This window comes from Micromonospora jinlongensis (assembly GCF_013410645.1).
Classification (GTDB): domain Bacteria; phylum Actinomycetota; class Actinomycetes; order Mycobacteriales; family Micromonosporaceae; genus Micromonospora; species Micromonospora zamorensis.
The window spans coordinates 5320330-5343181 of sequence record NZ_JACCHK010000001.1 but is presented as its reverse complement, the minus strand read 5'-3'; the positions used below and the strand labels follow the sequence as shown (position 1 = coordinate 5343181).

Annotated in this window: 22 protein-coding genes; 6 read left to right on the top strand and 16 right to left on the bottom strand. The window is 71.3% G+C overall.

Annotation, left to right across the window (positions count from 1 at the left end):
* Positions 1-7: 7 nt before the first annotated feature.
* Positions 8-1072, bottom strand: coding sequence for a sensor histidine kinase (locus HNR22_RS24050; protein WP_343059945.1), 1065 nt, complete (start codon positions 1070-1072; stop codon positions 8-10).
* Complete coding sequence (locus HNR22_RS24045; protein WP_179782238.1) at positions 1069-1734, bottom strand: response regulator; 666 nt, start codon at positions 1732-1734, stop codon at positions 1069-1071. The genes HNR22_RS24050 and HNR22_RS24045 overlap by 4 nt, the downstream gene beginning before the upstream one ends.
* Positions 1735-1970: 236 nt before the next feature.
* Between HNR22_RS24045 and HNR22_RS24040 the strand changes: the two genes are divergently transcribed.
* The 3 genes from HNR22_RS24040 to HNR22_RS24030 are packed head-to-tail and all read left to right on the top strand — an operon-like array spanning position 1971 to position 5143.
* Complete coding sequence (locus HNR22_RS24040) at positions 1971-3254, top strand: GAF domain-containing protein (RefSeq protein WP_179782237.1); 1284 nt, start codon at positions 1971-1973, stop codon at positions 3252-3254.
* A gap of 39 nt (positions 3255-3293) precedes the next feature.
* Complete coding sequence (adh, locus tag HNR22_RS24035) at positions 3294-4799, top strand: aldehyde dehydrogenase (RefSeq protein ID WP_179782236.1); 1506 nt, start codon at positions 3294-3296, stop codon at positions 4797-4799.
* A complete protein-coding gene (locus tag HNR22_RS24030) occupies positions 4799-5143 on the top strand; it encodes a DUF779 domain-containing protein (RefSeq protein ID WP_425488074.1) in 345 nt (114 codons plus the stop codon). Before adh ends, HNR22_RS24030 begins: the two co-directional genes overlap by 1 nt.
* Before the next feature lie 167 nt (positions 5144-5310).
* Here the strand turns inward: HNR22_RS24030 and HNR22_RS24025 are convergent, their stop codons facing one another.
* The 6 genes from HNR22_RS24025 to HNR22_RS24000 all read right to left on the bottom strand — a co-directional run bounded on the left by HNR22_RS24025 (position 5311) and on the right by HNR22_RS24000 (position 11043).
* Positions 5311-6102, bottom strand: coding sequence for a G5 domain-containing protein (locus HNR22_RS24025; RefSeq protein ID WP_246382676.1), 792 nt, complete (start codon positions 6100-6102; stop codon positions 5311-5313).
* A gap of 257 nt (positions 6103-6359) precedes the next feature.
* The gene (locus HNR22_RS24020) at positions 6360-7169 is read right to left on the bottom strand and encodes an ABC transporter permease (RefSeq protein ID WP_343059944.1); all 810 of its coding nucleotides are present in this window, start codon (positions 7167-7169) and stop codon (positions 6360-6362) included.
* Positions 7166-8074 carry an ABC transporter permease subunit gene (locus HNR22_RS24015; RefSeq protein WP_179782234.1) on the bottom strand — a complete coding sequence of 303 codons (909 nt, stop codon included), beginning with the start codon at positions 8072-8074 and terminating at the stop codon, positions 7166-7168. The genes HNR22_RS24020 and HNR22_RS24015 overlap by 4 nt, the downstream gene beginning before the upstream one ends.
* Positions 8071-9225 (bottom strand): ABC transporter ATP-binding protein, encoded by a 1155-nt coding sequence (locus tag HNR22_RS24010; RefSeq protein WP_179782233.1) that lies wholly within the window; start codon positions 9223-9225, stop codon positions 8071-8073. The genes HNR22_RS24015 and HNR22_RS24010 overlap by 4 nt, the downstream gene beginning before the upstream one ends.
* Before the next feature lie 4 nt (positions 9226-9229).
* Positions 9230-10414: a polyamine ABC transporter substrate-binding protein gene (locus HNR22_RS24005; protein WP_179782232.1), complete on the bottom strand. Its 1185-nt coding sequence runs from the start codon at positions 10412-10414 to the stop codon at positions 9230-9232.
* Positions 10415-10671: 257 nt separating this feature from the next.
* On the bottom strand, positions 10672-11043 hold the full coding sequence (locus HNR22_RS24000; protein WP_088946295.1) for a DUF3499 domain-containing protein: 372 nt from the start codon (positions 11041-11043) through the stop codon (positions 10672-10674).
* A gap of 153 nt (positions 11044-11196) precedes the next feature.
* On the opposite strand from HNR22_RS24000, the gene HNR22_RS23995 reads away from it, so the two are divergent.
* Positions 11197-11646 (top strand): metallopeptidase family protein, encoded by a 450-nt coding sequence (locus HNR22_RS23995; protein ID WP_074316962.1) that lies wholly within the window; start codon positions 11197-11199, stop codon positions 11644-11646.
* A gap of 135 nt (positions 11647-11781) precedes the next feature.
* On the opposite strand, the gene HNR22_RS23990 is transcribed toward HNR22_RS23995, so the two are convergent.
* The 6 genes from HNR22_RS23990 to HNR22_RS23965 all read right to left on the bottom strand — a co-directional run bounded on the left by HNR22_RS23990 (position 11782) and on the right by HNR22_RS23965 (position 18345).
* A complete protein-coding gene (locus HNR22_RS23990) occupies positions 11782-12039 on the bottom strand; it encodes a WhiB family transcriptional regulator (RefSeq protein ID WP_007455784.1) in 258 nt (85 codons plus the stop codon).
* Positions 12040-12497: 458 nt separating this feature from the next.
* Positions 12498-12827 (bottom strand): phospholipase, encoded by a 330-nt coding sequence (locus HNR22_RS23985; protein ID WP_179782231.1) that lies wholly within the window; start codon positions 12825-12827, stop codon positions 12498-12500.
* 19 nt (positions 12828-12846) lie between these two features.
* Positions 12847-14244: a DUF4331 domain-containing protein gene (locus tag HNR22_RS23980; protein WP_179782230.1), complete on the bottom strand. Its 1398-nt coding sequence runs from the start codon at positions 14242-14244 to the stop codon at positions 12847-12849.
* A 51-nt stretch (positions 14245-14295) separates the two neighbouring features.
* Complete coding sequence (locus HNR22_RS23975; protein ID WP_179782229.1) at positions 14296-14574, bottom strand: hypothetical protein; 279 nt, start codon at positions 14572-14574, stop codon at positions 14296-14298.
* Positions 14575-14735: 161 nt separating this feature from the next.
* Positions 14736-17246, bottom strand: coding sequence for a bifunctional FO biosynthesis protein CofGH (locus HNR22_RS23970; RefSeq protein WP_179782228.1), 2511 nt, complete (start codon positions 17244-17246; stop codon positions 14736-14738).
* 160 nt (positions 17247-17406) lie between these two features.
* Positions 17407-18345: a hypothetical protein gene (locus tag HNR22_RS23965; protein ID WP_179782227.1), complete on the bottom strand. Its 939-nt coding sequence runs from the start codon at positions 18343-18345 to the stop codon at positions 17407-17409.
* Positions 18346-18443: 98 nt separating this feature from the next.
* On the opposite strand from HNR22_RS23965, the gene cofD reads away from it, so the two are divergent.
* Together cofD and HNR22_RS23955 are read left to right on the top strand one after the other, a co-directional pair.
* Positions 18444-19391: a 2-phospho-L-lactate transferase gene (cofD, locus tag HNR22_RS23960; RefSeq protein WP_179782226.1), complete on the top strand. Its 948-nt coding sequence runs from the start codon at positions 18444-18446 to the stop codon at positions 19389-19391.
* On the top strand, positions 19388-20473 hold the full coding sequence (locus HNR22_RS23955; RefSeq protein WP_179782225.1) for a coenzyme F420-0:L-glutamate ligase: 1086 nt from the start codon (positions 19388-19390) through the stop codon (positions 20471-20473). Before cofD ends, HNR22_RS23955 begins: the two co-directional genes overlap by 4 nt.
* A 12-nt stretch (positions 20474-20485) precedes the next feature.
* Here the strand turns inward: HNR22_RS23955 and HNR22_RS23950 are convergent, their stop codons facing one another.
* Together HNR22_RS23950 and HNR22_RS23945 are read right to left on the bottom strand one after the other, a co-directional pair.
* Complete coding sequence (locus HNR22_RS23950; protein ID WP_179782224.1) at positions 20486-21484, bottom strand: winged helix-turn-helix domain-containing protein; 999 nt, start codon at positions 21482-21484, stop codon at positions 20486-20488.
* Between the two features lie 289 nt (positions 21485-21773).
* Positions 21774-22823, bottom strand: coding sequence for a hypothetical protein (locus HNR22_RS23945; protein WP_179782223.1), 1050 nt, complete (start codon positions 22821-22823; stop codon positions 21774-21776).
* Positions 22824-22852 lie beyond the last annotated feature (29 nt).

Below are 22852 nucleotides of genomic sequence, written 5' to 3'. Positions count from 1 at the left end.
TGGAGCGCTAGGTCACATTGGGTAGTTGGACGTCGACCCGCAGACCGCCGTGTTCGGCGGGCCGGGCCGCGATGATGCCTTCGTGCGCCTGGGTGATCGAGCGGGCGATGGCCAGCCCCAGGCCGGCGCCTCCGCCCTGCGAGGTTCGGTCCCGGGCGAGCCGTCGGAACGGCTCGAAGAGGCCGGCCACCGCCTCGGCCGGCACGGGCTGGCCGGTGTTGACCACGGTCAGCGCGGGCGCGCCGCTCACCGCGACGGTCAGCGAGCCGCCGCGCCGGTTGTACTTGATTCCGTTCTCCACCAGGTTGGTGACCAGGCGCTCGAGCAGCACCCGCTCGCCGACGACGACCCGGGGTGCGAGATGGGTGTCGATGGTGACGCCGGCCTCCCGGGCGCGGTCCTGGTACCCGGCGAGCACCGCCTCGACGATCGTGTCCAGCCGCTGCGGGATCCGCGAGCGCAGGCCCTGGTCGCTCTCGCTGAGTGCGAGCAGGCCCTCGATCAGCCGTTCGTTGCGCTCGTTGGTCTCCAGCAGCTGACTGGTCAACAGCTCCAACTGCTCACTGGTGAGCGCCTGGGCCATGCCGACCTCGATCAGGGTCCGCTGCACCGCCAGCGGCGTACGCAGCTCGTGCGAGGCGTTCGCGGCGAACCGTCGCTGCCCCTCGTATCCGGCGGAGACTCGTTCCATCATCTCGTCGATCGCGCGGGAGAGCTGGGCCAGCTCGTCCCCGCCGCGGGGCCGGATCCGGTGACCGAGGTTCTGCGGGCCGAGGTGTCCGATCGGTCCGACGAGGTCACGGACCGGGCGCAGGCACCAGGCCGCACCGAACCAGAGCGCCACCAGGGCGGCCACGGTGACGAGCAGCACGGAGAGCAGGGGCAGCACGAACGCCCCCGGGCGCACGTCGGCGCAGGTCGAGAGCAGACCGGGCACCGGCAGGTCGCAGAGCTGCTGCCCCCAGGTCCAGGTCACCCCCGACACCCACTTGCCCATGGTCGGCAACAGCGGCCCGGCCAGCAGTGCCAGCAGGCCCACGAGCAGCACCCGACGTCGGGGCGTCCAGGTCACGCCGTCCCGCCGATGCGGTAGCCGGCCTTCGGCACGGTGTGGATGACCGCCGGGTCGCCGAGCTTCTTGCGCAACGTCATCACGGTGACCCGCACGGCGTTGGTGAACGGGTCGGCGAACTCGTCCCAGGCCTGCTCCAACAACTCCTCGGCGCTGACCACCTGCCCGTCCGCGCGCAGCAGCACGTGCAGCACCGCGAACTCCTTCGGGCTCAGCGCGAGCGGGCGGCCGTCCCGGGTGGCCACGTGTCGGCCCACGTCCAGCACCAGACCGTCCTGGGCGAGCACCGGTGGCAGTGCCGGCGCGGACCGTCGGCCGAGGGCCTGCACCCGGGCGACCAGCTCGGCGAAGGCGAACGGCTTGGTCAGGTAGTCGTCGGCGCCGAGACCGAGACCCTCCACCCGGTCCCGGATGCCGGCCGCGGCGGTGAGCAGCAGCACCCGGGTGCCGACCTGTGAGTCGGTGATGCTGCGGCAGACCTCGTCACCGGTGTGCCCCGGCATGTCCCGGTCGAGCACCGCGACGTCGTACCGGTTGACCCCGATCCGCTCAAGCGCGCCGTCACCGTCGTAGCAGACGTCGACGGCCATCGAGAGGCGGCGCAGCCCTTGGGCCACCGTGTCCGCCAACAACCGCTCGTCGTCCGCCACCAACACCCGCACGTGTCCGCTCCCCCGAGTTCCGCTTGCCCGCATACCGTCGCAGGCCCGGGTTAAGGGTTCTGTAAGGACCCGCAAAAGCCATCCTCCACGGCAGCGACCAGTGGACAAACCATCGCAACCCTCGCCCTGCCGGCTTCGTCCCGGGCCGCGCCGTCTGCGCCCAGGGGTCCGGCGGCCACGGCGGTTGGCGATCGAGGGTGAGCTGCGTCACGATGGGGGCCGAGGAGGTCGCCCTGATGGCTGACCCGTGGCTCGCCCTGGAGTTCGGCGTCGATCCGGCGGAACGGATCGCGCAGGTCGGTGCCGCCCACGAAGCCTTCCTCACCGCCGGCGCCGCGCCACACCGGGTGCGGGACGTGGTGCGCCGCTCCTGGGAACGCTCGGCACGACTCAACCCCGAGGCCACCCCACCTGTCGACCTGGCCGACGACGTCCTGGCCGCGTACCGGGCCGTTCACCCGTTGGCCCGGGTGCTGCCGCTGTTCCGGGACCTGCTCGGCGGCATCGCCCAGGACGGCGCGCACCTGATGGCGGTCTGCGACGCGGACGGGCGGCTGCTCTGGGTCGAGGGGCACCCGGGCGTGCTCCGGCACGCGGAGCGGATGAACTTCGTGCCCGGCGCCCGCTGGGACGAGACGCACGCCGGCACCAACGCGCCCGGCACCGCGCTGGCCGTCGACCACAGCGTGCAGATCTTCGCCACCGAGCACTTCAGCCGCCCGGTGCAACGCTGGACGTGCGCGGCCGCGCCGATCCACGACCCCGCCACCGGGCGACTGCTCGGCGCGATCGACATCACCGGCGGGGACCACCTGGCCAATCCGCACAGCCTGGCCCTCGTCCGTGCCACCGCCCGGGCGGCCGAGGCGCAGCTCGCCGCCGACCAACCGGTGGAGCCCGGCGTCACCACCGTGACCGCGCTCGGTCGCGACGAAGCGGAACTGCGGGTCGACGGCCGGCGGATCCGACTCGGTCGCCGACACAGCGAGTTGCTGGTGCTGCTGCTGCACCACCCGGAGGGACGCACCGGCGTTCAGCTCGGCCTCGACCTGTACGGCGACGACCGACTGCACCCGGTCACCCTGCGCGCCGAGCTGTCCCGGTTGCGCCGGGTGCTCGGCCTCGAGCTGCTCGACTCCCGCCCCTACCGGCTGCGCGGCACCGTCCGCGCCGACTTCACCACCCTCGCCCACCGGCTGGACCAGGGCGACGCGGCGGGCGCGCTCGACGCGTACCCCGGGCCGTTGCTGCCCGGCTCGGACGCGCCGGGAGTGACGCGACTGCGCCGGCTGATCGACGGTCACCTCCGCGCGGCGGTGCTGGCCACCGCGGACCCGGCGCTGCTCGCGGCGTGGACCGCGACGCCCGCCGGCGCCGACGACCTGCTCGCGTGGCAGGCCCTGGCGCGGGCGTTGCCGGTGGGCGCGCCGCGTCGGCCCCTCGCCCTCGCACGCATCGACCAGCTCACCAGGGAGTACGCGTTGGAGCGCGCAACGTTCCTGCAACGTCCGCGAAACTAGCCTTCCCGCCGTCATCCCCCATCGACGGCGGAGGTCACCATGACGCGCTACGACGCGCCCACCCACTGGCAGTCCCGTTACGACCACTACATCGGCGGCGAGTACGTCAAGCCGCACGGCGGCGCCTATTTCGAGAACCCCACCCCGGTCACCGGGCAGACCTTCACCGAGGTCGCCCGCGGCACCGCCCCCGACGTGGAGAGGGCCCTGGACGCCGCGCACGGCGCCGCCGACGCGTGGGGGCGCACCTCGGTGGCCGAACGCGCGCTGATCCTCAACCGCATCGCCGACCGCATGCAGGAGAACCTGGAGTCGCTGGCCATCGCCGAGAGCTGGGAGAACGGCAAACCGGTCCGGGAGACCCTCGCCGCCGACATCCCGCTCGCCATCGACCACTTCCGCTACTTCGCCGGGGCGATCCGGGCCCAGGAGGGCTCACTCGGCGAGATCGACGACGACACCGTCGCGTACCACTTCCACGAGCCGCTCGGCGTGGTCGGGCAGATCATCCCCTGGAACTTCCCGATCCTGATGGCCACCTGGAAGCTCGCACCGGCGCTGGCCGCAGGCAACGCCGTGGTGCTCAAGCCGGCCGAGCAGACCCCGGCGTCCATCCACTACTGGCTGTCGCTGGTGGCGGACCTGCTGCCGCCGGGCGTGCTCAACATCGTCAACGGTTTCGGCGTGGAGGCCGGTAAGCCGCTGGCCTCCTCGGCCAGGGTCGCGAAGGTGGCCTTCACCGGTGAGACCACCACCGGGCGGCTGATCATGCAGTACGCCAGTGAGAACATCAAACCGGTCACCCTGGAGCTGGGCGGCAAGAGCCCGAACATCTTCTTCGATGACGTCAGTCTTGCTGCGGATGATTTCCTGGACAAGGCGCTCGAAGGCTTCACCATGTTCGCGCTCAACCAGGGCGAGGTCTGCACCTGCCCGTCCCGGGCGCTGATCCAGCAGGGCCACTACAGCGACTTCCTCGCGGCGGCGGTTTCTCGCACCGAGCAGATCGTGCAGGGGCACCCCTTGGACACCGACACGATGATCGGGGCGCAGGCCTCCAACGACCAGCTCGAGAAGATCCTGTCCTACCTGGACATCGGCCGGCAGGAGGGTGCTCGCGTGTTGACCGGCGGCTCCCGCGCCGACCTGGGCGGAGACCTGTCGGGCGGGTACTACGTTGAACCGACCATCTTCGAGGGCGACAACTCGATGCGGATCTTCCAGGAGGAGATTTTCGGCCCGGTGGTCTCGGTGACCTCCTTCGCCGACCTCGACGACGCTGTCAAGACCGCCAACGACACCCTGTACGGGTTGGGTGCCGGCGTCTGGACCCGGGACATGAACACCGCGTACCGGGCCGGGCGGGCCATCCAGGCCGGCCGGGTGTGGACGAACTGCTACCACGCGTACCCGGCGCATGCCGCGTTCGGCGGGTACAAGCAGTCCGGCATCGGCCGGGAGAACCACAAGATGATGCTGGAGCACTACCAGCAGACCAAGAACCTGCTGGTCAGCTACTCCACCAAGAAGCTCGGCTTCTTCTGATGCCGGTCGTCTCCGTCACCCCCGCCGCGGCCGAGCTGATCCGGTCGCTGCGGGGGCGGCACGGCCCACTGATGTTCCACCAGTCCGGCGGCTGCTGCGACGGCAGCGCCCCGATGTGCTACCCGGCGGGCGAGTTCCGTACCGGCTCGTCCGACGTCCTGCTCGCCGCGCTGGCCGTCGACGGGGTGCCGGAACCGGTCGAGTTCTGGATGTCGAAGTCCCAGTGGGAGCTGTGGAAACACACGACGCTGACCATCGACGTGGTCCCGGGTCGAGGCAGCGGCTTCTCCCTGGAAGCACCCGACGGCGTCCGCTTCCTCATCCGCTCCCGCCTGGCCGCCTAACCTGGCCGCCTGACCTGAGCGCCGACCCGGGCGGGCCGGGCTGCGGGGTCGCTCGCATGCACGAGCGTGATACCTGTGAGGAATAAATATGACTCACAGGTATCACGCTCTTCACCCAGTCTCCGTCGCGCGAGATGACAATGCGTGATCGCAGGCCGTGCCGCGGGTCAGTCGCAGGCTGTGCCGTCGCCGTCTCGGTCCAGGTCGTAGATGTCGTCGCCGGTCACTCTGATGGGTCCGCGGACGTAGGCCGGGCCGTTACCGTCGCCGCCCGCGCAGTCCACGTCGCTGGCGATCGGGACGCAGCCGCTGTAGTTGGGGTCGCACTTCGACTGGGCCTTCTTGGTGCCGACGGCTACGACCTGCGTGACCGGCTGCTTCGTCACTGTGGACTTGACCAGCTTCCTGGCCGTGCGCACCCCGTCCGTGGTGGTCACCTCGTACGTCAGGGTCCGTACGCCGTTCACGCCCTTGGTCCGGACGACGCGCTTGCCCTCGGCGAGGGTCGCGTCCTTGACGGTCCGCTCGGTGTAGCGCACGGTGGCTCGCTCCGTCTCGGTCGTCACCCGGACGACCGGCGTGGGCGCGACCTGAGACGGGGACACGGCGCCGGCCGGGGTCGGCGAGGCCGGCACCGCGTCGCTGGGGTCCGGCGTGGCGGATGCGGCGGCGAGCGGCGAGGCGGCCTGGGCGTCGGAACCCTCGGTCGGCTCGGCGGGCGCCGCCACGATGGGCTGCTGTGCCTCGGCGGCCGTACCGGTCCTGGTCGGCTCCGGCTCGCCGGCCAGCGCGCCGATGATGGCGGCGCCGGTGCAGCAGAGCAGCAGGACCGACAGGGTCACCGAGCCGAGGATCGCGGCGGCCCGGCGGGCGGGGCTGGCCCGGCGGAACCAGTTCGGTCGGGGCGCCGGAGCGGACGACGGCGCGTACGGCGGGCCAGGATTCGGCGGTGGTTGCATCGTCACGGCGATGAGTGTCGTCGCAAACACTGCGCGCAATATCATCCGTCGCGTTGGTCACCTGCGCCGTTCGCCGCGCACCGGTGATCCATGGGCGCTTCCTCGTGCGACGAGACGGCACCTGGGAGGACCCTCCAGGTCGGCCGGTCGGGGCCGATCGTGCGGCTAGATTTGCCAACAAGCGTCGCAAATCCCCACCCACCGTGCCGTCGCGCGGTCGATCACCGGTGGGCGACAGTGGATGTGTCGAAATGCCGTCAGCGGGCGGGTTCAGCGGTGCGACGGGCCCGTCGACCGCGCAGCGAACTGAGCCCGACCAGCAGCAGCGCGACCGCGAACATCGCGGTACCGATGACGTTGACCTGCGGCGGGATGCCCCGCTGGGCGGCGCCCCACACGTACATCGGGAACGTGACAGTGGTGCCGGCGTTGAAGTTCGTGACGATGAAGTCGTCGAAGCTCAGCGAGAACGCCAGCAGCGCGGCGGCCACGATGCCGGGCAGCACCAGCGGCAGGGTGATCCGTCGGAAGGTCTGCCACTCGCTGGCGTAGAGGTCCATGGCGGCCTCCTCCAACCGCCGGTCCATCCCGGCCAGCCGTGCCTTCACGGTGACCACCACGAAGGACACACAGAACATGACGTGCGAGACCACGACGGTCCAGAAGCCCTGTGGCACCCCGGCGGACGCGAAGAGGGCGAGCAGCGACGTGCCCATCACCAACTCCGGGGTGGCCATCGACAGGAAGACCAGCACGTTGATCGCGGACCGGCCACGGAAGCGGTGCCGCACCAGGGCGAACGCCATCAGGGTGCCGAGCACGGTTGCGACCACGGTGGCGAGGAAACCGATCTGCACGCTGCGGACCACCGCGTCGCACATGTCCGAGGTGGCGCACGGCTGACGCCAGTTGTCCACTGTGAACTCGTTGAAGTCGTACGACAGCCGGCTCGACGGGCGGTTGAACGACAGGGCGGCCACCACCAGGATCGGCAGCGCCAGGTAGCCGAGGACCAGCAGCGCCACGATCATCACCCAGCGGTCTGCCAGCCAACGCCAGAGTCTCACCGCACCCCCTCGGCGCCGGCCCTGCGCAGCCAACCGAAGACCAGCGCGAGGATCGCCGCCATCAGCAGGACCGACAGCGCGGCACCCTGCGGGTAGTCCAGCCGGACCAGGAACGCCGAGTCGACGACGTTGCCGACCATGTACTCGTTCGGGGTGCCGAGCAGCTCCGCGTTGATGTAGTCCCCGCTGGCCGGGATGAAGAACAGCAGCGCGCCAGCGACCAGGCCGGGCATGGACAGCGGCAGGGTCACCCGCCGGAACGCCTGCGTGGGGCTCGCGTACAGGTCGCTCGCCGCCTCCAGCAGCCGGCGGTCGAACCGCTCCAGGCTTGCGTACAGCGGCAGCACCAGAAACGGCAGGAAGGTGTACGTCAGGCCGAGCACCACCGCGAACGGGGTGGCCAGCAGCCGGCCGTCCGGGGCGAGCAGGTGCACGTCACGCAGCAGGCCGACGAGCACCCCGTTGTCCGACAGGATCGTCTTCCACGCCAGCGTGCGGACCAGGAAGCTGGTGAACATCGGCGCGACCACGCACACCAGCAGCAGGTTCTTCCAACGACCGGCCTTCTGCGCGATCGCGTACGCCAACGGGTAGCCCAGCAGCAGCGCCAGCAGCAACGCCAGCGCGGCGTAGCCGAACGAGCGCAGGAACTGCGGCCAGTACGCCTGCAACACGTCCGCGTAGTTGCCGACTGCCCAGGTCATCGCGTACCCGGTGGAGAGCGAGCCGCCGGGGTCGTAGAGGCTGGCTGCGGCGAGCTGCCCCAGCGGCACACCGAAGAAGATCAACAGCCAGGCCACACCGGGCAACACCAGCAGGTACGGCAGGAGCCGGCGCCGCCCGGACCGGGCTGCCGGTGGCGCGGGCGGCGGCTGCCCCGGTCCGGTGGGAGCCAGCAGGGTCACGACGACGCGCCCACCGGCTGGTCCGGCACCACCGGGACCGGCCGTTCGGTGTCGACGGCGTCCCGGGGCAGCAGGAACGCGTGCCGTGGATCCCAGCACGCCACGGCCGCACTGCCGACCGCAATCCGCGTCGACGTCCCCGTGTTGGCCGCGAACACCGACAGCTCGGTGCCCCAGCCGGTGCGCAGCAGGTACTGCGTGCTGACCCCCAGGTAGGAGGCGTCGGTGACCACACCGGTGACGTGCTGATGACCCACGGGCACCTGGTCGGCGGAGCCGACCAGTCGCAGCTTCTCCGGGCGTACCCCCAGGTGGACCGGGCCGTGGTCGGCCCGGGACCGGCCGGCGGGCACCGAGAAGCGCGCGCCGTGCGCCGTCACCACGACGTCGCCGCCGCTGGCACCGCCGGCCTCGCCGGCCAGCAGGTTGGAGCGGCCGAGGAAGTTCGCGACGAACGCGGTGGCGGGAAACTCGTAGATGTCGGCGGGTGCGCCGAGTTGCTCGATCCGGCCGGCGTTCATCACCGCGACCGTGTCCGCCATTGTCATGGCCTCCTCCTGGTCGTGCGTGACGTGCACGAAGGTGATGCCGACCTCGGTCTGGATGCGCTTCAGCTCGATCTGCATCTGCCTACGCAGCGTCAGGTCGAGGGCACCCAGCGGCTCGTCGAGCAGCAGCACCTGCGGCCGGTTGACCAGCGCACGGATCAGCGCGACCCGTTGCTGCTGACCGCCGGAGAGCTGGGCCGGGCGGCGGCTGCCGTAGCCGTCGAGCCGCACCAGCGACAGCATCCGGTTGACCTCGTCGTCGACCGAACGGATGCCGCGTCGGCGCAGCCCGAACGCCACGTTCTCGAAGACGGTGAGGTGCGGGAAGAGCGCGTAGCTCTGGAAGACGGTGTTGACCGGTCGCTGGTGCGGACGCAGCCGGCCGATGTCCCGGTCACCGAGCAGCACCTGACCGCTGGTCGGCTCGTCCAGACCGGCGATCATCCGCAGGGTGGTGGTCTTGCCGCAGCCGGACGCGCCGAGCAGCGCGAAGAACGAGCCCTGGGCGATCGTCAGGCTGAGGTCGTCGACCGCGGTGAGGGTGCCGAACCGTCTGGTCAGGTTGGCCAGGCGCAGATCGCCGGCGGGTGTTTCACGCGCCATCCCGTCACGCCCCGATGACCTGCTGGAACTTGCCCTCGTACTCCTTCTCCTGCTTCTCGTCCAAGGCCATGAACAGCGTGGACTTCGACAGCAGGGCCTCGTCGGGGAAGATCAGCGGGTTGGCCGCCAGCTCGGGGTCGATCTTCTCCATCTCGGCCTGTGCGCCCTTGACCGGGCAGATGTAGTTGACGTACGCGGCGAGCCTCGCGGCGACCGCCGGCTCGTAGTAGTAGTTGATGAGCTGCTCGGCGTTCGCCTTGTGGGTGGCCTTGTTGGGCACCATCATGTTGTCGCTGTAGAGCATCACCCCGGAGTCGGGCGCGACGAACCTGATCTTCTCGTCCGCGCCGGAGAGCTGGACGACATCACCGGACCAGCCGATACAGGCGGCGATGTCGCCCTTGGCCAGGTCGGGTGCGTAGTCGTTGCCGGTGAACCTGCGGATCTGCCCGGAGTCGACGGCCTTCTTGAGCATGGTGAGCGCGTCGTCGAACTGCGCGCTCGTGAAGTTGGCCGGGTCGTGCCCCGCCGCCCCGAGAAGCAGGCCCATCGTGTCGCGCATCTCGCTGAGCGCGGTCACCCGGCCCTTGAGGTCGGGGCGGGTGAGCAGCTCGTCGACCGTCCGCAGCTCTTTGGTGACGTTGCCGTTGTACGCCAACCCCGCGAGGCCGGACTGCCACGGGATGGAGAGCCGGTTCTCGGTGTCGAAGGACCGGTTGAGCAGCGACGACAGCAGGTTGGCCCGTACGTTCGGGATGTTCGCCGGGTCGAGCTTCTGGATCCAGCCGAGCCGGCTCATCCGGGCCGCCATCCAGTCGCTCAGCACGATGATGTCCCGGTCGGTGCTCCGGCAGGCGGCGAGCTGGTGCTGCACCTTGCCGAAGAACTCGTTGTTGTCGTTGATGTCCTCGGTGTAGGTGACCGCGATGCCGGTCTTCCGGACGAACTCGTCCAGGCTGGGCCGCTTGGACTCGTCCTTTTCATCCACGTCCAGGTACTGCGGCCAGTTGGAGAAGACGAGCTTGCGCTCGGTGCCGGACAGGTCCTCGCTGACGCAGCCGGCCTCGGTCTGCTGTGCACCCTTGGTGCCACAGCCGGCAAGGCCGCCGCCCAGGGCCAGCAGGGCAGCCGAGCCGAGAGTGCCGCTGAGTAGTCCACGCCGGGAGAGGGGCCGCAGCGGAGTACGCATCACTTTTCCTCAGGGGTCGGTGCCGTGGACGACTGACACGATGACAAACCGGCAGCACCGGAAGAGCATCGGGGCCGACGCTTCACTTCCCGTGCAGGCGGCCGTCACGCTGCGCCGCTCGACTTGATCCACTCGCCGTCCGGCAAGCTTGATCCACTCGCCTTCCAGGAATCCGGGGTGTCTGCCCGCGCGGACACCGCGCTTTCCAGGAACCCGAGTGGATCAACACCCTGAGGGGCCGGTGGGAGCCGGGGAGGTCAGTGGTTGGGCGGGATTACGCGGAGGTGGCCTCGCCGGCCGGTCTGGTTCGGGTTCTCGTGGTGCTGGCCCGGGTCCGGGGGGCGAGGGGCGGGGGCCGGGCGGGCGGCTTCGCGGACCGCCTCGGCCAACGCGACCAGATCGTCCGTGGTGGGCGGCGGCGGCTCGAACTCACCCTCGTGGCGGACCACGTCCCAGCCACGCGGTGCGGTCAGGCTGCGGGCGTGCGGCTCACACAGGTCGTACGTGTGCGGCTCGGCGAACGCCGCCAGCGGCCCCACCACCGCTGTCGACTCGTTGTAGACATAGGTCAATGTGGCGACCGCTTGCCGGGGGCAGCCGTTACGGGAGCAGCGCCGTGGTGACCTCACAGGCGGCAGGGTATCTCCATTACCGGGTCCGGCGCATCGCTTCGCGTTGCGACACGCCCGTCGTGGTGATCACAGTTGCCCGTCCTGGGCGCGCCGCGCCAGGTGAGCGGCGCTGCCGCTGGCGAGCCCGGCGCGGGCGCTACCCTTTGCCTCATGACGAGCCCGGAACACCGCCGCCCCGGCTCCGGCCGGCGTGCGCACCGTGACCGGCACGGGCGCGGCCTGCGCGGGCGGCTGGTGCCGGCCACCGTGCCGCTGGCGCGGACCAAGGCCGAGGTCTTCGACGACCTGGTCCTGGACACCGTGGAGACGCTGGAGCGTCGGTTCGCCAAGGAGCTGGCCGGGGTCGAGTTCGCCGTCGAGGACGTCCCGCCCGACCTGAACGTGTACGACTCCGACGTGCTGGAGGACGGCGAGGTCCCGCTGGCCCGGCTGCTGCCCGGCCGCCCGGGCCGGCAGGAGGTGCCGCCGCGGATCGTGCTGTACCGGCGGCCCCTGGAGTTCCGGGCGATGGACCGTGAGGACCTCGCCGATCTCGTGCATGACGTGATCATCGAGCAGGTGGCGAACCTTCTCGGGGTCGACCCCGACGAGCTGGCCTGAGCGGTCCCCCCGCGAGCCAGGCCGAGCAGTCCCCCGCGCGCCAGGCCGAGCGCGCCCCCGCGCGCCGGACTGCGACTCGGTCGGGCAACCTGCCGGGCGAGTCGGGCGGCCCCCACCGCCCCGACCTCGCACCGCTCAGGCGGCCCGCCGCTTCAACTTGCGCCGCTCCCGCTCGGAGAGCCCACCCCAGATGCCGAACCGCTCGTCGTGACCCAGAGCGTATTCAAGGCATTCCGTCTTGACCTCGCAGCGCGAACAGATCCTCTTCGCCTCGCGGGTCGAGCCGCCCTTCTCGGGAAAGAACGCCTCGGGGTCGGTCTGCGAGCACAGCGCTCGCTCCTGCCACTCCGGCGCGTTTCCGAGCAGGTCGGCCACCTCAAGCTGGCCGTCCATCAAATGCCTCCTTGTCGCGCACCGGCGTCATCGCCGCTGCAACCCCCCACGCGAAAGGCGTGCTTGTCCGTCCGGTCCCGTTTTGTTGCGTTCCGCGCGAACAACCCCATTCAAATTACACGCGTGTAATGCGTGCGCCGTCAAGCCAAACTTGATAATGGAGTCGCCCTCCCGACACCCCCGGACGGCCATTCGGGCCGTCCAGCCTCGCAACCTGCCCTATCGATTCAGACCCCGGCCGAGTAACGCCCTCTCCGGCGAGTTGCCCGACTTTTCTGCCGTGGCGCTTCCCTGACGAGTCACCGCCAGGACGGCGCCAGCCACCGTCACCGCCAAGCTGATCTTGGTGGGGGACAGGTTAACGCGGCACGGCGCAGACTGCCCGTCGAGCTGCGGGCAGCATGTGCGCCCCGTCCACGATGTGGACGGGGCGCAGTGGCGAAATCGGTGCGACGAGGTCAGCTGGCGACCCCGAAACCGCTGCTGGGCCACACGAACTCGGCTATCCCTCCACCATGGACAGAAACCGTGCCGACCGACGTCTGGTCGTCCCACCAGACGGTATAAATTCCGGACGGCAGATCGGGATAGACCGCAGTGTGGAACGAGCCGTCCCGCACCCGACGCTCACGCACCGCCGAGTGGACCCGTCGATCGTCCTCGCGGCTGATCTCGATCTCCCGACCGCGCAGATCCGGACTCGTGTAGACGATCAGGGCACCGGTGTCGCCGCCCAGATCGAGGACGACGCTCCCGGTCTCCGACGGCCCGTACGCGTGCTCGTGCATGCTGCGCTCCCCCGCGCCGTCAGGACGCGACCGACGGCGGGTTGTTGAACCCGTCGTACGGCGTACCGAGGTAGGGGAAGTTTCCGAGGAACGGCGCGGTCACATCGGCGGCGCTCAGCCCCGGGGTGACCGCGGCGGCCGCCGCGTCCGGTCGGAACGTCTTGTCCACCAGCGGGACGGTCACCCCGGCGATGGCCCGCAACGCGATGCTCACCACGTCGTCGCCGACGCGCCGACCGTTCGGGAAGCCGGCCAGGTCGCCACCGAGCACCCCGAACCGGTCCGGCTGCCGGGTCGGTGGGATCGCGGTGTTCAGCCGCAGCATGTCGGCCTGCACGTCGCCGGTGGTGTTGGTGAAACCGTCGATCAACCCTGCCGGTATGCCGGTGAGCAGGATCGCCACCAGGTCGGCGCGGGCCTTCCTGGCCTTGCTGAGCTTGTCCAGGTTGGGGAAGACGTCCGGGTAGAGCGCCGGCAGCAACGCGGCCAGTTCCGGCTGCTCGACGAACTGCGCGAACCGCTTGTCCTCCGACGGCGGCAGCGAGTTCCACAGGTCCTTCTTGGACATCGGCACGATGACCTCGTTGAACAGTGGATTGCCCAACCGGGAGACCTGGGTGAACGGTCCGGTGGCGGTGTCCGCGGCGCCCCGGTCGCCGAGCACCCGCACCTGGCGGCGCGACGCCGACGTCCACACCCCGATCACCGAGGCCCGGTCACCGGCACCGTAACGGTTGGCACTCCGGCGGACCCGGCCCAACGGCACCTGCACGGCGATGCTGTGCACGTTCATCCGGTCGGTGGCGTTGACCGGCTCCCCCTCGGCCTTGAAGATCTTCTTGCCGGCGACGTGCAGCTGTTGGAACGGCCGCAACGTGCCGAGGTCGAAGATCGCCCCCAGGTCGACGAAGAAGCCGTCCGCGCGCTGCCCGGCGAAGACCCGCTCCCCGGTGGAGAGCGAGTAGGTGGCCTGCCGCACCAGCTCGGAGTACTTCGGGGTGGACAGCGGGCCGACATTGCACGGCGGGCAGGGCAGCTTGTGGGCCAGCCGGTGCTCCCGGCCGTCGGCCACCCGGGTCAGGCTGTAGAACTGCCGCCGGTTCCAGTTCTCGCTGTCCAGCGAATCGATCGGGCCGGTGTTGTAGAGAAAACTGTTCGGATTGGTGATCTCGGTGGTGAATTCGAACCGGTAGGTGACATCCGGGCGACCGTCGCCGTCGTTGTCGATATGGATCTCGTAGCGCACGTCGTCGCCGAACTCGAAGAAGTTCGGGCCCCCGGAGGGGAGCTGCAACGGTACGTAGTTGGCGATCAACGTGACCGTGTCGCGCTTGTCGGGGCTGACGAACGCGTACAGGTCGGAGCTGTCGGCGACCGGATCCTTGGCTATCTCCGGGGCCTCGCGGTGGGAAGACATGGCGGACCAACCTCACTGGGCGGGGGCAGGGTGGCAGGGCGGGGTGCCGGGTCAGCGCCGGGCGGCGCGCCGCAGCCGGTCCGCCAGGCCGCGGTCGCGTACCTCGACCCGGGCCTCGCCGACGAAGATGTCCATCGTTCCGGAGTCGGCGTCCCGCAGGTGCACGACGATCGGTTCGTCGGCTCGTCCGGCCGAACCGGGAGCGTTCTGCGCGGCCGACAGGCCCGGCACGGTGAGCGCGGCGGCGCCAAGGGTGGCGCTGGCCGCGGCGGTCAACGTCTGCCGGCGGGTCAGTCGCGGCCACTGCCGCTTGCGCTGATCACTGGTCATGGGCAACCTTTCCGGCGGCGGCGCGAACGCGCCCGCGGAGACGGACGGGTCCGGTGCCGTCTACCGACGCCGCCCGGCCCCGTGGGGACACCGGCGGCGGTCCTCGCCGCAACCGCCGCCGGCACCGCGTGGTACGGCCGGCGGCGGGGAAAGGTTCGACGTCAGGGCCGGGCGTGACCGTACGCGGTCGACCGCTTGCGCGCCGGCCGCCCGGCCGCCGTCGCGATGGCCCGCAACTGCTCCTCGGTACGCGCCGAACCGTTGCCCGAGCCGGCCATCCGGGAGATGGTCTCCTCCATCAGCGTGCCGCCCAGGTCGTTGCAGCCACCCTGGAGCATCGCGACAGTGCCCTCGTCACCCAGCTTCACCCAGGAGCACTGGATGTTGTCGATCCGGCCGTGCAGCAGCAGCCGGGACATGGCGTGCACCACCCGGTTCTCCCGCCAGGTCGGCCCGGGTCGGGCGATCCCGGCCAGGTAGATCGGGGCGTTGGTGTGCACGAACGGCAGCGCCACGAACTCGGTGAACCCGCCGGTGCGGTCCTGCACCCCGGCCAGCACCCGGAAGTGCGCCAGCCACTGCCCGGGGTGGTCGACGTGGCCGTACATCATGGTGGAGCTGGACCGGATGCCCAGCTCATGGGCGGTGCTGACCACGTCGACCCAGGCGGCGGCCGGGAGTTTGCCCTTGGTCAACACCCAGCGCACGTCGTCGTCGAGGATCTCCGCGGCGGTGCCCGGGATGGTGTCCAGCCCGGCCTCGCGCAGCTGGGTCAGCCAGTCGCGGACCGGCACGCCGGCCTTCGCGGCGGCGGTGACGATCTCCATGGGCGAGAACGCGTGTACGTGCATCTCCGGCACCCGGGCCTTGATCGCGCGCACGATGTCGGCGTACCCGGTGACCGGCATCTTCGGGTCGATGCCGCCCTGGAGGCAGACCTCGCTGGCACCGAGGGTCCACGCCTCCTCGGCCCGGTCGGCGACCTGGTCGACGGAGAGCCGGTACGCGTCGGCGTCGCGTTCACGCTGCGCGAAGGCACAGAAGCGGCAGCCCACGTAGCAGACGTTGCTGAAGTTGATGTTGCGGTTGACCACGTAGGTGACGTCGTCGCCGACCGCGTCCCGGCGCACGTCGTCGGCGAGCCGGCACAACTCGTCGAGTGCCGGACCGTCCGCGCCGAACAGCGCCAGCGCGGCGTCGGTGTGCGCGGGCTCCAGCAGCGCGGCGGGGTCGTCGGCGGCGAGCCGCAGCCCGGCCCGCAGATCGTGGTCGCCGGCGGAGGCGGCCGGGCCGGCCGTCACCTTGGTGGCGACCTCCGCCCAGTCCCCGTAGACGCTGTCGAAGTCGCCCCGCCGGTCGTCGGTCCGACCGGTGGTGTCGATGGTGGTGTGCAGGTCGGTCCGCCCCCCGAAGACCTCCTCCGGCTCCTGCCAGGGGTGACCCTGCGGCATGGCCGACTCCACCGCCATGCCGGACGTCGGATCGGCCAGCGCGTTCACGTGCGGCAGCAGCCGAGGGTCGAGCCACGGGTCGCCGGCGCGCACGTACTCCGGGTAGATGGTCAGCCGCTCCCGCAGCGTGAACCCGGCCAGCTCGGTGTGCCGGGCCAGCTCCTCGATCTGCGGCCACGGGCGTTCCGGGTTGACGTGGTCCGGGGTGAGCGGGGAGACGCCACCCCAGTCGTCGATGCCGGCGCGCAGCAGCAGGTCGTACTCGCCGGCGATGAGGTTCGGTGGGGCCTGGATCCGGGCCTTCGGGCCGAGCAGCAGCCGGGCCACCGCCACCGTGGCGGCCAGGTCGTGCAGCTCCGCGTCCGGCATGCCGCGCATCGCCGTGTCCGGCTTGGCGCGGAAGTTCTGCACGATCACCTCCTGGAGGTGGCCGTACTCCCGGTGGGCGCGGCGGATCGCGAAGATCGCGTCGACCCGCTCCGCGGGGGTCTCCCCGATGCCGATCAGGATGCCGGTGGTGAACGGCACGCCAACCCGGCCGGCGTCGTCGAGCACCCGCAGCCGGACCGAGGGTTCCTTGTCCGGCGAGCCGAAGTGCGGGCCGCCCGGCTCGGACCAGAGCCTGGTCGCGGTCGTCTCCAACATCATGCCCATGCTCGGCGCGACCGGCTTGAGCCGTTGCAGCTCCGACCAGGACAGCACACCGGGGTTGAGGTGCGGCAGCAGGCCGGTCTCCTCCAGCACGGCGACCGCGCAGGCACGCAGGTAGTCCAGGGTGGAGTCGTAACCGCGCTCGTCCAGCCAGCTGCGGGCCGCCGGCCAGCGCTCCTCCGGCCGGTCACCCAGGGTGAACAGGGCCTCCTTGCAGCCCTGCGCGGCTCCCGCCCGTGCGATCGCGAGGACCTCGTCGCGGTCCAGGAACGGCGCCGGCAGCCGGTGCGGCACAGTCGCGAAGGTGCAGTAGTGGCAGCGGTCCCGGCAGAGCCGGGTCAGCGGGATGAAGACCTTCTTGGAGTACGTGACCACGCCCGGCCGGCCGGCCTCACGCAGCCCGGCGTCCCGGATCCCCCCGGCGACCCGGAGCAGCTCGTCGAGCGCGTCACCACGAGCGGACAGCAGCGCGGTCGCCTCGTCGACATCCAGCGCACGCCCGGTCGCGGCCCGGCCCAGGGCCCGCCGCACGCTCGCGTCGCTCGGGCCGGAGTGGGTGCGATCAACCATCCGCTCAGCCTATGCGCAGCGCGAGCCCGGCCCACCAGTCCCGGCCCGCACCGTGGGAAACGGCACGCGTCCGCCCTCTTGATCACTTGATGCTCAGCAGCTCAGCAGACTCCCTGACGACTACTGAGCATCAAGTGATCAAGAACCCGCCGGGCCCCGGTCAGCGGGCTTGGTCGGGGTTGTCGCCTGGCTTCAGCTGCTGGGTGCGGTCATTGTCCGTGTCGCCGGGGCGGGAGATGACCTCGGTCGGGTCCGCCGACTGGCGCGGGATGGCCTGGGTGGGGTCGGCCGACGGCGGCTGCCCGAACGGCGGCGCGGCGGGCGACGGCGGCGCGGACTGGGGGGCCGGGTTCGCCGGAGGCGCGGACTGCGGCGCAGCCGCGAACGGCGGCGCGGACTGCGGGTGCGGCGGCGCGGACTGGGGTGCCTGGAACGGCGGGGAGGGCTGGCCGTACTGGCCGGGGTACTGCGCCGGCGGGTAGCCACCGGGCTGACCGGGGGTCTGCCACCCGCCTGCCGGCTGGCCACCGGGCTGCCCCTGGGCCGGCCAACCACCCTGCTGCTGCGGCCAGCCTGGCTGCGCCTGGCCGTAGACACCGGGCTGGGGCTTGGGCCGCGGCACGTAGTAGTGGGCACGCCAGACGGTGTAGACCACCCAGGCGGCGACCGCGAAGATCACCATCCAGGCGAACCGGGTGAGCACACCGAGGAGCGCGTCGAGGATCTCGGCCTCGGCCAGGCGCCCGACCGTCCAGATCAGCATGGTCAGCGTGCCGAAGAGCGCGCTGACCGCGTACTCGGCGAGGGCCACCTGGGTGATCAGCTTCGCCTTCGGCAGCACCGGTGAGACGTGCGTGGCCAACAGCACGGCCAGCAGCGGGAGGACCACCGCCTCCACCCCGATGAACGCGTAGAAGGCGCTGCCCGCGCGGTCGGTGAAGGAGCTGTAGTCGTTCGGGGCGATCAGCCGGAGCAGGCCCACGAAGAGGAACACCGCGTTGGCGCCGAGCAACGCGAGCGCAGCGAGTTCGCGTAGTGGCTTGGTCAGCTGACGGGCCTTCGTCGCGTCGGTCGACGCGGGCTCGGCGGGGCTGGTCACGAGGTCCCCCTCGGGGCATGAACGGACAGGGCGCACGTGAGCCTAGTCTCTAGGGCCACCGGCGGACCGGAGGCGTCACGTGCGCGAGGATGGTCGACATGCGCATCGTGGTTCTGGCCGGCGGCATTGGCGGCGCCCGGTTCCTGCTCGGCGTCCGGGCGTACGCCCGGGAGGTCGGCGCGGAGGTGACCGCCGTGGTCAACGTCGGCGACGACCTGTGGCTGCACGGGTTGAAGATCTGTCCCGACCTGGACAGCGTCATGTACACGCTCGGCGGCGGCGCCGACCCGGAGCGGGGCTGGGGTCGGGTCGGCGAGAGCTGGACGGTCAAGGAGGAGCTGGCCGCTTACGGAGCGCAGCCGACGTGGTTCGGCCTCGGCGACAAGGACATCGCCACCCACCTGGTGCGTTCCAGCATGCTCAACGGCGGCTACCCGTTGAGCGCGGTCACCGAGGCGTTGTCCACTCGCTGGGAGCCGGGCGTACATCTGCTGCCGGCGACGGACGACCGTCTGGAGACCCACGCGGTGGTCGAGGACGAGCAGGGCCAACGGGCGATCCACTTCCAGGAGTGGTGGGTGCGGTACCGCGCCGACATTCCCACTCAGCGCTTCGTGTTCGTCGGCGCGGAGACGGCGAAGCCGGCTCCCGGTGTGCTGGAGGCGATCGGCTCGGCCGACCTGGTCCTGGTCGCGCCCAGCAACCCGGTGGTGAGCGTCGCGCCGGTGCTGGCCGTGCCGGGGCTGCGTGCGGCGGTGGCCGACAGCCCGGCGCCGGTGGTGGGTGTCTCACCGATCATCGGCGGCGCTCCGGTGCGGGGCATGGCCGACCGCTGCCTCGCCGTGCTCGGTGTCGACTGCAGCGCCGCCGGCGTGGGCCGCCTGTACGGGGGCCGGCCGGACGGCGGTCTGCTGGACGGGTGGCTGGTAGCCGAGGAGGACGCCGGCGCTGTGGTGCCCGGGGTGACGGTCCGCGCGGTGCCGTTGCGGATGACCGACGAGGCGGCGACTGCGGCCATGGTCCGCGCCGCGGTGGAGTTGACATGAGGCTGGAAATCCTGCCGGTGCTCGGCATCGGCCACGTGACCGAGGGTGACGACCTGGCGGCGGTGATCGCGACCGCCGCGCCGTGGCTGCGCGACGGTGACGTCCTGGTGGTAACCAGCAAGATCGTCTCCAAGGCGGAGGGACGGCTGGTGGACGTCCCGGCGGACGGCCCGGAGCGGCTGGCCGCCCGGGACGAGGTCCTGGCCGGTGAGACCGCCCGGGTCGTCGCCAGCCGGGGGCCGACCCGGATCGTGCAGACCCATCACGGCTTCGTGATGGCGTCCGCGGGGATCGACGCGTCGAACGTGGACAAGACCCAGCTGGTCCTGCTGCCTGTCGATCCGGACGCGTCGGCGCGGGCTCTGCGCGAGGCGCTGCGGGAGCGCTACGGCCTGGATCTGGCCGTGATCATCAGCGACACCATGGGCCGGCCCTGGCGCAACGGGCTCACCGACGTGGCGCTCGGCGTGGCCGGAATGCCGGCCATCCGGGATCACCGCGGTGAGGTGGACCCGTACGGCAACGAGTTGCAGTTGACCCAGATGGCCGTGGTGGACGAGCTGGCGGGCGCCGGCGAGCTGATCAAGGGCAAGTGTGACCAGGTCCCGGTCGCGGTGGTGAGGGGCTACCTCTCCGCGACCGGACCGGATGACGCCGGAGGTGCGCGGGCGCTGATCCGCGACGCCGCGCAGGATCTCTTCTCGCTCGGCACCGCCGAGGCCCGTGCCGCCGGGCTCACCGACGCCGCCATCCTGGCCGACGCTCTCGGCCCGACGCCGGCCGACCTGACCGCGGTACGCCGGGCGATCGACGCGGTCGCCGAGGTCGTCGCCCCCGGCACGGTCTTCACCCTGGTCGACGAGGCGGAGATACGCGCCGGTCTGGTCGCCGAGATGCCGGGGTGGCCGGAGGGCGCCGCCCTGGTGCTGGGCTCGGCCCCGACGCCCGTCGAGCCGATCGGTCTGGTCCGCTTCGGCGCCGACCTGCACCGACTGCGCGCCGCCCTGGCCGCCGAGGGTGTCGGGTCGACCCTGTTGCCGCCACCGCCGGGCAGCCCGGCGAGCGCCGCGCTCGCCTTGTGAGAGACGGCCGGGTCAGGCGTCCAGCATGGCCCGGCCGAGCGGCGTCAGCGTGTGCAGCACGCTGTTGCGCTCCCGGTGGCTGACCAGCAGGCCAGCGTTGCGCAGCACCGTGGCGTGTTGGCTGGCCGCCGCCGGTGAGATGTTGAGCTGACGGGCGACCTCGCCGGTGGTGGAGCCCTCGTCGGTGGCCTGCAACACCGCCGCCCTGGTGCGGCCGAGCAGCGCGGCGAGCGAGTCGCGGGGAGCATCCGACGGGGTCGCCGCGATGCGGTCGGCCGGTGCCAGCCCGCCCAGCCGGTCGACCGGGTAGACCAGCACCGGTGGCAGCGCCGGGTCGAGCAGTGCGACCGGCGTGCTCGCGCAGAAGAACGACGGCACCAGCAGCAGCCCTCGGCCGTCCAGGTGCATCTCCCGGTTGTGCGGGTAATGGCGGACCTCGAGCACCCCGCCCTCCCAGCGCATGGCCGGCCGGAGGCTGGTGAGCAGGCCCTCGACACCGCCGTCGAGCAGCGCCCGGGCCCGGCGGGCCCGGTCCGCCGCCACCGCGGCCTGGATCCGACTCCAGTACGGGTTGATCGCCAGCGACCGGTACTGCTCCATCGACTCGGTCAGGTGGTGCAGCACCTCCACCTCGCCCCGGGCCAGCGCGGCGGCCGAGGAGGGCAGCTGATTCTCGGCGGCCAGCACGGTCAGGTCCCGGTGCAGCAGCTCGGTGGGGGTCCGGCGGAGCGCGTCCAGCCCGGCCTCGAAGCCGTCGACGCTGTCGTACGGGGTGAGGAAGTCCGGGAAGTAGCCACGTGGCGGGTTCAGCGCGAACAGCAACCGGAGCTGCTCGGAGGCGACGTCCTGACGCAACGCTTGGGACACGGTGCGCCGCCAGTTGGCGGTCAACGGGTCGCGGTTGCGGCCCTGCAGCACGTGCAGGCTGAGGACCAGCTCCCAGATCGGGTCCGCAGCCGGCGCCAACCGGGTCCGGAGGATGTCCTCCCCAGAAAAGTGGATCTTCAGCATGGAGCACTCCTGAGTCCCCGGCAGGGGGATGCCGGATGACCGTTCGACTCTACCTGGACGGCACTAAACTCCATCTTTAAGCCTGGGCTGAAAAACCTCGACGTCCACGGGGCGGGTTCGGCATGCTCTCAGTGCCCGAACAGGTGCCGGCGCGTCCTCGACGCTCCCGGTGCCAGGGCGCCGGGCCCCGGGGAGGCCCCGGTGATCGGGCGGCACCACGAGGGTCTGCGGCCCTTGCTCCGCAGAGGTGCCGTCCGGTCATCCCGCCCCCCGCATCATCCCGCCCGGCTCAGCCGACCCAGAGCGCGACCCGGTGGTCCTCGTCCGTGACGTAGAACGGCCGCCCGTCCAGCTCGGCCACCCCCTCGACGTGGTGGAACGGCGCCAGGTCCGCCACCAGCTCCCCGCCGAGCCGGCACGCGTCGTCCGACCCATCGTCCAGGAGACGGAAGCGGACGTGTCGGGAGGTGACGTCACCCCCGCCAGGGTGGTCGTCGAGCAGGACCGATCCCTTGCCCAGCGCGTCGATCGAGCCGATCACGGCCGCGTACGCGCCGTCCGCCGCCGGGGTGATCGCCCGGAAGCCGGTCAGCTCCCCGGGCGGGGTGACCCCGGTCAACACGTAGGTACGCAACGCCCGTGGCCACGAGGGCTCGGCCGTGAACATGCCCGGCACATCGGCCACCTCGACCAGGACCGGCTCACCGGCCTCGGTGACCGGGAAACGCAGACCGAGCAGCACCGTCCCGGCCGGGGTGAAGGCCGCAGCCTCCACGTTCAACGGCAGGTCGTCCGGGGTGAGGCGACTCACCCAGCTCTTCTCCCGGGCGGTCCCCCTGGCCAGGGTTTCCACGATGAACCGGGCCCGCACCCGTTCCCCCGGAGGCAACAGGACCAGCGGCGACCCGGCCAGGGCGTCGTTCACCGCACGGTGCAGCCGGAACGAGTTGCGCACCACGTGCACCGGGAGCGGCCCGGCGGCCGCCGCGTCGTCCTCGCGGAACCGGGCCACGAAGGCACGTCGGGGCCGCAGCGGGCCACCCTTCGAGCCGAAGTGGGAGCCGAAGACGTACACCCAGCCGTCGTGGTGGGCGAGCGCCTCACCGTCCTCGGTCCGCCCGTTCTCCGCACCGGCGTCCGCCAGCACGTGCCGGGCCGTCCACTCGCCGTCGTCCAGCTCCAGCAGCAGGGCGAGGCAGCGCTCCACCGGCCCCTCGTCCAGCACGGTCCAGAAGCCCCGCCGGGCACCGTACGCGCGCAGCAGCGCCGCCGACCGCACCGGCAGCAGATCACTGGCCTCGTTGCCGGCCACCACGAATTCGACGAGTCGCAGGGTCACCGGGCCAGCGTACGGAGCACCCGCTCGTA